General features: G+C 36.0%; 8 protein-coding genes and 1 pseudogene. All 9 read right to left on the reverse strand.

Translation table 11 applies throughout. The features are described from left to right. Positions 1-1,129 (reverse strand): annotated as a pseudogene (locus ACESM9_RS11730) (pyruvate:ferredoxin (flavodoxin) oxidoreductase); the annotation flags it as partial. Between the two features lie 223 nt (positions 1,130-1,352). Beyond that, a complete protein-coding gene (locus tag ACESM9_RS11735) occupies positions 1,353-1,718 on the reverse strand; it encodes a RidA family protein (RefSeq protein ID WP_372998703.1) in 366 nt (121 codons plus the stop codon). A 197-nt stretch (positions 1,719-1,915) separates the two neighbouring features. Further along, a complete protein-coding gene (locus ACESM9_RS11740) occupies positions 1,916-2,464 on the reverse strand; it encodes an NADH peroxidase (RefSeq protein ID WP_372998706.1) in 549 nt (182 codons plus the stop codon). 294 nt (positions 2,465-2,758) lie between these two features. Next, on the reverse strand, positions 2,759-4,369 hold the full coding sequence (locus tag ACESM9_RS11745) for an S-layer homology domain-containing protein (RefSeq protein ID WP_372998709.1): 1,611 nt from the start codon (positions 4,367-4,369) through the stop codon (positions 2,759-2,761). A 334-nt stretch (positions 4,370-4,703) separates the two neighbouring features. Then, positions 4,704-7,049: a vitamin B12-dependent ribonucleotide reductase gene (locus ACESM9_RS11750; protein ID WP_372998712.1), complete on the reverse strand. Its 2,346-nt coding sequence runs from the start codon at positions 7,047-7,049 to the stop codon at positions 4,704-4,706. 193 nt (positions 7,050-7,242) lie between these two features. Further along, entirely contained in the window at positions 7,243-7,740 is a 498-nt protein-coding gene (locus ACESM9_RS11755) for a thioredoxin family protein (RefSeq protein ID WP_372998715.1), read from the reverse strand. 27 nt (positions 7,741-7,767) lie between these two features. Then, positions 7,768-7,959: a DUF6199 family natural product biosynthesis protein gene (locus ACESM9_RS11760; protein WP_372998718.1), complete on the reverse strand. Its 192-nt coding sequence runs from the start codon at positions 7,957-7,959 to the stop codon at positions 7,768-7,770. A gap of 78 nt (positions 7,960-8,037) precedes the next feature. Further along, positions 8,038-9,219: a diaminopropionate ammonia-lyase gene (gene dpaL, locus ACESM9_RS11765; RefSeq protein WP_372998721.1), complete on the reverse strand. Its 1,182-nt coding sequence runs from the start codon at positions 9,217-9,219 to the stop codon at positions 8,038-8,040. A 45-nt stretch (positions 9,220-9,264) separates the two neighbouring features. Beyond that, positions 9,265-10,440 carry a YgeY family selenium metabolism-linked hydrolase gene (locus tag ACESM9_RS11770; RefSeq protein ID WP_372998724.1) on the reverse strand — a complete coding sequence of 392 codons (1,176 nt, stop codon included), beginning with the start codon at positions 10,438-10,440 and terminating at the stop codon, positions 9,265-9,267. Positions 10,441-11,107: the final 667 nt, after the last annotated feature.

Below are 11,107 nucleotides of genomic sequence, written 5' to 3' on the forward strand. Positions count from 1 at the left end.
CTGCCAAAATCTGGCCGGGAGTTGTATCCTTGGAACCTAATCCATATCTTCCTCCTACAACCAATGGAGCATTTTCTGTCTCATAGAATAATGTTCTAACATCCTGATATAAAGGCTCTCCTAATGAACCTGGTTCTTTGGTTCTATCAAGAACAGCAATTCTCTTAACAGTCTTTGGCATAACATTAAAGAAATATTTTGGTGAGAATGGTCTGTAAAGATGTACTTTAATTACACCAACCTTTTCTCCCTTGCTCATTAAGTAGTCAATTGTCTCGTCAATGGTCTCTGTTACAGAACCCATTGCTACAATTATGTTTTCTGCTTCCGGATGTCCATAATAAACGAATGGCTTGTATTCTCTTCCTGTCAGTTTGCTTATCTCATCCATGTAATCCGCAACTATGTCAGGAATCCTTTCATAATAGGGATTGGAAGCTTCTTTAGCTTGGAAGAATATATCTGGATTCTGAGCAGTTCCTCTTGTTACCGGATGTTCCGGATTCAATGCGTTATTTCTGAAAGCTTTAACTGCATCATAATCCACAAGTTTTGCAAGATCTTCATAATCTATAGCTTCTATCTTTTGAATTTCATGGGAAGTCCTAAATCCATCAAAGAAATGCAAGAATGGCACTCTGCCCTTTATTGCTGCTAAATGAGCAACGCCTGCCAAGTCCATAACTTCTTGTACTGAACCTGAGGCTAAAAGAGCAAAACCTGTCTGTCTTGTAGCCATAACATCTGAATGATCTCCAAATATGGATAAAGCATGCCCTGCAATAGCACGAGCAGTTACATGGAATACTCCAGGAAGAAGTTCTCCTGCAATTTTATACATATTAGGTATCATTAATAGTAATCCCTGTGAAGCAGTAAATGTGCTTGTCAATGCTCCAGCTGCCAAGGAGCCGTGTACTGCGCCGGCAGCTCCTGCTTCTGATTGCATTTCAACTACCTTTACTTCCTGTCCGAAAATATTCTTCTGTCCGTAAGCTGCCCACTCGTCAATATACTCAGCCATCGGTGATGAAGGCGTAATTGGGAAAATTGCAGCCACATCTGTAAAGGCGTAGGCGACATACGCAGCAGCCGTATTGCCGTCCATAGTCTTCATTGTTTTTGCCATTGTGAAACCCCCTAACAATTATATTTAATTTTCACATGTCCACATTTAAGTATATTAAATATTCACTTCAATGTCAATTTGAGTTGTTAAAAAAATCTCACAAACACTAACAATAAAATGCAATAGGGTAAATATATGACATAGGTTTATCGCATTTTGAATATTCTACATATTGCAATAATTCTGCTTTTTCCTGTCATTTCAAATATTTATTCTATGCATTTTATTTTTGAGTATTTGGCTTATATGCAATCGCATCCATCTGGCATAAGCAATTTTCCCCAACAAATTCGGTCACAACAGTCATTCTTGCTGGAGCACCGTTTTTGAAATACTCTCGGAACACATCAGCTCCTCTTCGGAAATCATCAATATTTTTAATATAGAAATTTATCTGCACAATATCGTCAAGAGTTGCATTTACCGTTGCTAATGTTTTTTTCATACTTTCAAATGTAGCTCTTACCTGATGAACAATATCATTCTTATCATGTCCTCCGGCATGATGTGCCAAAAAAATAAAATCACCAGCAATAACACAGGATGAACAAGTATCATCTCCGCAGTGAGTGGTCATTCTCTGTATCATTTTCATTCCTCCCATAATAAAACTTTTCATTTTTAATGCTCAAAAATCATTATGTTTATTATATAATAATTTTTCCCGATATGGAAAGCGCAGCCAAAAATAACTTCAATGATATTAACTCCTTCAAGCTTTTTAACACGAAAATGCCCCTGGCAGTTGGTAATACAACTGCCAGGGGCATTACTATATTTATTCACTTATTTTCCAAAGTATCTTTCAAGCAATCCTTTAAATGCCTTTCCATGTCTTGCTTCGTCTTTGCACATTTCATGTACTGTATCATGTATTGCATCATAGTTGAGCTGCTTTGCCTTAGTTGCCAACTCCTTCTTACCGCTGCAAGCACCATACTCAGCTTCAACTCTCATCTCTAGATTCTTCTTAGTATCAGCAACTACTACTTCACCTAATAACTCTGCAAATTTAGCAGCATGTTCTGCTTCTTCAAAAGCAATTCTCTTATAAGCTTCAGCTATTTCGGGGAAGCCTTCCCTATCTGCCTGACGGCTCATTGCTAAATACATACCTACTTCTGTGCATTCTCCCATGAAGTTGGCTCTTAGACCTTCAATAATCTCAGGATCTACATCTTTAGCTACACCTATTCTATGTTCATCTGCCCACTGAAGATTCTCAGCAGACTGCACTACAAACTTTTCCTTTGGTGCCTTGCATTGAGGACAAAGATCTGGAGCCTCATTTCCTTCATGGACATAACCGCAAATTGTACAAACAAATTTTTTCATTTAAAAAAACCTCCTATATATAATTAGTATTTATAACCATAATTGACTACATGATGATTATACTATAATAAATATGTATACGCTAACGGACTATACTCTCAAAAAAGCTGATTTAATTGATATATCTTATTAATTAATAATAATTCTCCATATATTTAATTATATCTTACTTTTTGAATATAGTCTGCCTGTTAAGCTTTCTCTTATAATCTATTTATCTATGTTTCTGGTTATATTATTTGGATGCTGTTAAAACAAAAGTAGGATATGAAACTATCCTACTTTTGACCTATGTCAATTATTGTTTGCTTTTTCATATAGCCTATCTACCATTATGCAAGCTTGCTCTACAGTGGTTTTATTACGTGGCGAAAAATAATTATTACTTCCGGTTATAACACCTATGCTGCTCATATTATTTACAGCATCCAAAGCCCACTCAGAAACCTGATCCATATCGGCAAACTTTACTTCGCTGCCTTTCCTAACATTTATATTGGCAGCATCCAAGGTTCTCTTAAGCATTGAAGCAATTTGTTCTCGAGTAACAAATCCTTCAGGGTCAAATTTATCAGCACTAACTCCGGAAATAATTCCTACGCTATAGGCCTTAATTATGTTGGGATCATCCGTATCCTTAAAAGGATTGTCTTTCAATACAATCTCTTTGTTATTTGTTAATTTTTCATATAATCTTAGGCTCAATTTAGCAAAAGTTTCTCTGTTGATATAAGCATCAAAGGGAAATGCTTTAGCCGCATCAATAAGACCATTATTATCAGCAGCTCTAAGTCCTTCTAAAGCCCAACCGCTTGCATTTGTATATTTCTGAGAATCCAAGATAACATTGACTTTATCATGACTAAGATCAACTAAGCTTCCATCTTTATCAATAGCACGGCTATGTAGCATGAAACTTATATTTTCATATTTCTTATAAGGATTACTGTCTATATATACAAATACATAGACTTCTCCATTTTCCTTTATTACAGTTCTATAGTCTGATCTGCTTACATCCTTAACATTGGTAAGACCCAATCTTGGATGTATTGATTGCTCCCATATATAGAAATCTCCATTTTCTTTTATTGCATAGTAGTGTCCTACTTTTTTTACATTATCCAATAGCTTCATTGGCTTAATTATATTTCTTTCTGAAATATTATGGCCATCAACAAACTCGGAATATATCTGACTTCTGTAGTTATTGCCCCAGCCCCATAATTCGCCATTTTCTTTTATTGCAAAAGTAACATCTCCGAATATTTCAACTCTGCTTACTCCATCTAATAGTTTCCTAGGCTCAAATGCGTCATCTTTGGTTCCATCTCCCAAGTAACCTGAGGGATTGAATCCCCAAGCTAATAGTTCTCCGTTGGTTTTAACTGCGAAAACCCTGTTATAACCTGTTGTTACACACTTTACATTATCCATAACTTTTTTAGGCTCATATGAATATTTGGTTGTACCATCTAAAAGTTGTCCATATTTATTATTCCCCCAGCCCCATAATTCATTGTTTTCTTTCACAACCATATAAGTGTCTTTATCATTAACAGATACCTGTTTCACACCATCCATTATCTTTTCTAATGTGTTAGGTTTATTATAGTTTTTTGTCCACACCCATAACTCTCCATTATCTCTGATTATGTATAGGCTGTTACCATACCTATAGGTACTCTTAACATTCTCCATTATTCTATACATACTCTGACTCTTAGGTTGACCAAATTCTTTAAGTCCTGGCCAATAGACATACCATAATTCCCCATTTTCTCTTAGAATATGGTCGTCCAATACTTCCTTCCACTTATAACCTTCATCAGCATATGCATTTGATACAAATAAGCAACATAGAATTAAACTTAGAACCAATAAAATACTTAGATTTCTTTTCATTACTGCTCACTTCCTTCTTAAATAATTCTGAATAAACCAAGAATAATTGGATAAAGAGAGAATTGAATGGTTGGATTTTCCTATTGTGATTATACATTGATAATCAGTTTATGTCAAAATTGCTCACAATTTGATGGCACATTTAACCATACTTATTGATTTTTTGTTTCTGAACTTTTATTACATGATTCATATGTAATTCCCTTGATAATGTCCATTTATTTAGTTACATAATGTCTGATGATGCCAATAATTAAAAAGACAAGCATTGTCTCTAACAATTAGACACAATGCTTGTAAAAAAACTCTATCCTTATTCTTTCTACTGTATTCTTTAGCCACATTTGGAGAATCCACAATTTCTGCAAATCATACATCCGCCTTCATGCTGAACGGTAGAACCGCATTCAGGGCAGTATTTTATTGTGGACCAATCTAAACTTTCATCTATAGTTGCAGAGGTTTCACCAAAAGCTACTGTACTGTAACTGCACTGAGTTGAACATAATGAACAATTGCCTCCACAGCCTAAGCTGCCCTCTTCAATGGCAGTTGTCAATTCTTCTATTGTCTCTACGTCCTTTACCTCAACCTGTAAGTTCAATACTTTCTCAAGAGTCCTTCCTATAGCATCAGGACAGGATAAGACTTTAAGCCCTTTTTGTCTCAATGTAGAATGACATCTTATACCTCTTAACTGCTCAATTATTTCCTTAATATCTACTCCAGCTCTTAAAGCAATGGATATCAATCTGCTTGTTGCTTCTGATTGAGATGGACAACCCCCAGCTCTACCCAGATTTGCGAATACCTCGCAAATACCATTTTCATCTGAGTTAACTGTCACATAAAGATTGCCGCAGCCTATCTTTATTTTCTCTGTTATCCCTACCGTTACATCGGGTCTAACTCTGGCTTTCAAAGTCTTTTGCTCTGTTTCTGTTTGCTCTTGTTGCTTTGCCCCGTCTTTATTAACCGCTCCTATGTTCAATACCTGCGATTCACGACTTCCATCTCTGTATATGGTAACACCTTTACATCCCAATTTATACGCAAGCATATAGACTTTTCTTACATCTTCTCTGGTAGCCTCTTTTCTAAAGTTGACGGTCTTTGAAACAGCATTGTCGGTATACTTTTGGAACATAGCCTGCATTCTTATATGCCAAATAGGATCTATATCATGTGCTGTGCCAAACACTCTTCTTACATCTTCAGGAATTTCTTCTATATGCCTTACTGACCCCATCTTAGCTATCTTTTTCATCAAATCTATACTATAAAATCCTCTTTCTTTAGCTACCTTCTCGAAAAGTGGATTTACCTCAGGCAATTCATCATTATCCATAACATTTCTTATGAAGGAGACTGCAAACAGTGGTTCTATGCCGCTGGATACTCCTGCAATTATTGATATGGTCCCTGTAGGAGCTATAGTAGTTGTTGTAGCGTTCCTAAGCTTCATACCTTTTTCAGCATATGTACTTTTATCAAAGGTAGGGAAAGCACCTCTTGCTTCAGCTAGCTTTGCCGAAGCTTGTTTTGATCTTTCATTAATAAATCTCATAACTGCCTCTGCAGTTTTTATTGCTTCTTCTGAATCATATGGGATACCAAGCTTTATAAGCATATCTGCAAATCCCATAACACCTAAACCTATCTTTCTTGTGCTCTTTGTCATTTCATCTATTTTCTCAAGAGGATATTTATTGACATCTATTACATTATCTAAAAAGTGTACAGCCGTATCTACTAAGTCTCCCAATTTATTAAAATCTATTTCCTTCTTAACACCCTTATTCTTTATACAATTAACAAGATTTACTGAACCAAGATTGCAGGATTCAAAGGGAAGCAGGGGTTGTTCGCCACAGGGGTTGGTGCTCTCGATTTCTCCCAACTCGGGCACTACATTGTCTCTATTCATTCTATCTAAAAATATAATTCCAGGTTCTCCATTATTCCATGCCATATCCACAATGAGATCAAATACTTCCCTAGCCATCAGCTTTCCCTTAACTTCCTTTGTATGAGGTTCTACTAGTTCGTACTCCTCATCTTTTTCAACAGCTTCCATGAATTTTTCTGTTATTCCAACGCTTATATTAAAATTAGTAATTTCTTTATCATTTTTCTTGCATTGGATGAATTCAAGTATATCGGGATGGTCGACCCTTAATATACCCATATTTGCTCCTCTTCGCACTCCACCCTGTTTAACAGCTTCCGTAGCAGAATTAAAAACTTTCATAAAGCTTATTGGACCTGATGCCACACCACCTGTGGAATTTACAGAAGAACCTTTACTTCTTAGGCGGCTAAAGCTGAAACCAGTTCCACCGCCACTTTTATGTATTATTGCTGCATGCTTGATAGCATCAAATATACCTTCCATGGAATCTTCCACTGGAAGCACAAAACAAGCGGAAAGCTGCCCCAATTCTCTACCTGCATTCATCAAAGTAGGTGAATTTGGCAAAAAATCCAGATTAGCCATGATATCATAAAACTTTTTTTCTAGTCCACTAATATCTTTATCTGGTTCATAAATCTTGTCTGCACTCGCTATAAATGAAGAAACCCTTTTGAATAATTCTTCAGGTGTTTCGATTACTTTCCCTTCTTCATTTTTCGCCAAATAACGTCTTTCTAATACCTTAAGACCGTTTTCAGATATCATTTAATTTTCAGCCTCCTTAACAATCTATAGTGTATCGCTTCATTCAATACACAATATATTGTATCATATGATATGTTATGCTACAAAATGACTATAGTACTAATTTAATCATTTTAGTCTAATTTCTACTTATTTTGATATATTTACTCTTAATATCTTTCGTTAGTATATTCAGGAAAAAAAATCAGCGCTCTCAAGCGCCAATTATAATTTTTAATAATTCCTCGGCTGTCTCTTTTATTAATTTACCTGCTTTATATTTCATATTTATTTTGGATCCTTCTATAGTTTCTATATCAGCATTTCTAACCATATCAATCTTCTCTATAAAAGCTCCTTTTATGTTAAAGTCCTTATCCATTATTACAAAAGTAGGAACTTTTATCTTACCATCTACTTTATAGTCATCTAATTCATTATCAATCATATCTCTTGTAACAAGTTTAAGAGTTATTTTGTTATTGAAGCTTATCATTTTTTCTAAAACAGAAAGATTGATGTGGCAATCAGGACACCAAGGCTCTACAGCACCTAATATATTGATTTCTTCTTCTAAAAATATAATCTTGTTTTTCACTTCATGGTCTATTTCCATAGGAATATAATATTTCATAAATTTATTTTTATTTTCATCATCTACATTAAACATAAAGCTCCTAAAGCTTAGTCCTTTATCAAACAAGTTTCTCAAACTTATCACCTGCATCCTATTATTTTTTTACCAAGAAAATATTAGTACCAATCCAACAATACACATTACTATACCGCTTATCCTGGCATATACCAAATATGCATCACTAGGCTCAGCATTTTTTACTTTCCAGCCCATTTCCCATTTCCAGGCAAATTCTGGATTTATTGCCGACAAGCCCCCTATAATTAGTAGTATAAGCCCCATCAATGTTTTCATGAAAAAACCCCCTTCACATATTTTACTATATGGCTATATAGTATACAAGGGGATTGATTCATCGCCTTAGTAGCGAGTTTATATATTACCCCATACAATCTTCCTGTAGTTTACTTTATCTGTATCTCCTTCTGTGTTGAAAAACAACAGACAAGAATTTTCATCAATACCCATTTTATCTTTCAAGCTACTATATTTGGGATTCAATAATATTTCCATGGCAAAAGCAAAGCCTGCAGCCCCACTCTCTCCAGCAATGACACGGTCATCTCCTGATAAGGGGTTTCCTAAGATACGCATTCCTTTTGCAGCAACTTCATCTGGAATAGATGCAAAATAATCGGCATAATCTTTCAAAATATCCCATGCTATATAGCTTGGTTCTCCACATGCTAAACCTGCCATTATTGTGTTCATATCGCCTGTAACTTTATGTAATGTTCCATCATCTGCCGACGCTGTTTTAAAGATGCAGTTGGCCAAGCTTGGTTCAACTATTGTAACAATGGATTTTTCCTGGTTATATACATTGGCAAAGAAACCCAGCACAGATGAAGCAAAAGATCCAACACCTGCTTGTAAAAATATATGAGTTGGCTTAATATTTTCTAACTGTTCATATGCTTCAATTGCCATAGTAGTATAGCCCTGCATTATCCATTTTGGGATTTCTGTATAACCACCCCAGGCTGTATCTTGAACTAACACCCACCCATGATCTTTCGCCATTTTCTCCGCCAACCTAACTGTATCGTCGTAATTAAAGTCCGTAATACTTGCATCTGCACCTTCAGCAGAAATATTGTCTAGCCGCTCTTTTGAACTCCCTTTTGGCATGTACACAACAGATTTATGTCCGAACTTCTTTGCTGCCCATGCAATACCTCTCCCGTGATTACCGTCTGTTGCTGTTACGAATGTCAATTCTCCCAACTTCTCTCTGACCTTTTTAGAAGCCAAACTGGGATAAGAAAATTCTTCGTTATCTAATTGGCTATGAATACTTTTTGCAATGGCATAGCTCCCTCCCAATGCTTTAAATGCATTTAGCCCAAATCGGTAGGATTCATCTTTAACAAAGATTGATTTCACACCCACCTCTTTTGCTAAATTAGGCATTTTCGAAAGTGGAGTAGGCTCATAAATATCCATGCTTTCATGAAATGATTTCACATGTTTTGCAGCCTCTAACCCCAAAAATTCTATGGAAGCTGTCGGCTTCCTATTCCTATCATATTGCACATATTCAATGATCCCCATTATAAACCTCCCCATAGATTATTTTATTATTAATGAAAGCCTTTATTATAAAAAGTATGGTAGAAGCGAGTAGAATTTGCAAGCAGCAATTATATCTGAAACAGGACAGTATTCATTTGTCATATGTGCCATTTTCTCAATGCCTGCACCAAAACCTATGGTTGGGATTCCAAGCTTTCCTGCTGATGCTACTCCATTAGTTGAAAAATCCCATTTGTACATAGTTGGTTTTTCACCCATAAGTTCTTCATAGGCTTTTATGCAACCTTTTGTAAGCTTATGGTCTACTTTAATCTCCCAAGCTGGAAGAAAGGAATGAAGTACAATTTTTTCTCCCCTCCAACTGGTTCCAATTGCATCGTATATTTCCCATGTAGCATCGGTTCCTTCTATTAACTTGTTCATCTCTTCTCCCACGGTCTCTTCATTTTCTTCCAAAGTCATTCTCCTGTCAATGTATATACTGCAGCTTTGGGGAATGGCATTTAAAGAAACGGAAGTGCTTTCTATTTTTGTAAGGGCTATGGATGGACGCTCACCACTTAGTTTCATATACTCTTTCCCAAGTGCCTCAACACGGTTTATAATTGTTGCCATCTTATAAACAGCATTAACTCCTTTTTCCGGTGCAGAGCCATGAGCAGATACTCCAGGAACATTAATTTTATAAATGGCTCTTCCCAAATGACCTAATGAAATCTGCAAATTACTGGGTTCGCATATGACAACATAGTCAGGTTTCAAATCATTATCTACTATAGCATGATAAAGCCCTTCTCCATCGTAGTCTTCTTCCATGACAGTGCAGCATATATAGATGGTTTTACCTTCTGCCAAGCCCAACTTTTTCATTATAGCTCCAGCATATACGGAAGCAGCAGCGGAGGCTTTCATATCGCTAGAACCGCGGCCATATAATTTTCCGTCTTTTATTACCCCACCATATGGATCATGTTCCCAATTTTCAGGGTCATTTACAGCAACATTATCAATATGAGAGTCAAATAACAGTTTCTCACTGCCGTTACCGATTCTTCCGATTACATTTCCCACACTATCAATATAAGCCTCGTCATAATCAAGGGCTTTAATTTCTTCTACAATTCGTTTAACTACTGCTTCTTCTTTACCTGTTCTGCTTTTGATTTTTACCAGGTCACTTGCAAAACACACTAATTTTTCTTCCAAAAGATCTACCATTTCTTTTACCTTTTCTTTCATTGCTATCCTCCTTTGATTATCACAGTATTTTATTCGCTCTAATTATATTACGACTACTTTTATATAATAATATTATCATAGATTTCAATATTTTATGGATATTTTGACAATTGATATAGTAGTATTTAAAAAAGATGAACACGTAGAATTTTTTATAAACCACTAAAAAACACTAAAGAATACTACTTCGATAGTGTAGCTAACTAGAATAAGCATATGTGCAGTTCACAATCTAACGCCTCCCAAAGGGCCTCCATGCCCTGGAAGGCTTGGGCACCATCCGTGCTGCCCATTATGCTTATTCTTTAGTCACTATAGCTTTCTTTGATACAATAGCTGTCATCCTGAGTGGTAAACGAAGGAACTTATACCTCTTAGTAATACCCCAGGCAATACAACCAATTATATATTCATTAAATTGACTTTATGCCGCTACAATATGTGCCTATCAGATATGTGCTGAGGATATTTTGTGAGCTTTGTTATAGTTCTTAGCGAAGAGCGAACTAAAAAAGCCGTAAGGCTGGCACGGAGGCCAGACTAGGCATCCAGGACATGGAGGTCCTTTGGGTGCCGTTAGGCTTTTTGTGAGATCAAGCTATAGAACTACCAAAGCGAACTCTCATATCTGAAGCACATATCTAATATGCATTCTTTAGTGTCCTTT

The organism is Lutispora sp. (genome assembly GCF_041687175.1).
Taxonomy (GTDB): domain Bacteria; phylum Bacillota; class Clostridia; order Lutisporales; family Lutisporaceae; genus Lutispora.